We start from the raw sequence: 273 nt of genomic DNA, 5'->3' as shown, positions 1-273 counted from the left end.
CTTAACATGCGCACAAAGAGCGAGCTATGCCGGAAATATTGGATGATTCATTCGCCGACAAGCACAGCATCATAAACGAGCTATTCATTGCGACTGCCGACGACAACTACGTCCTGGCTCGCTGGTGCTTCCATCAGCACCTGAATGTCGATTTCTTTTGGCTCGCTGTTCACGCACTTGAAAAATATCTTAAGGCAGTTCTGCTGTTGAACGGAAAGAGCGCGAAGTCGTACAGCCACGACATCGTGAAGCTCTATGCGTCCGTGACGCCTC

At 50.2% G+C, this 273-nt stretch carries 1 protein-coding gene; it reads left to right on the top strand.

Annotated elements, in window-relative coordinates:
- Window positions 1-26: 26 nt before the first annotated feature.
- Window positions 27-273 (top strand): hypothetical protein (locus tag ACS2QP_RS27700; RefSeq protein ID WP_438883054.1); only part of this gene is annotated, 247 nt, incomplete at its 3' end.

Origin of the sequence: Bacillus cereus group sp. Bce019, assembly GCF_051781745.1 — a bacterium.
Classification (GTDB): Bacteria; Bacillota; Bacilli; order Bacillales; family Bacillaceae_G; genus Bacillus_A; species Bacillus_A cereus.
The sequence above is the reverse complement of the archived record's forward strand: the minus strand, read 5'-3'. Positions and strand labels throughout refer to the sequence as shown.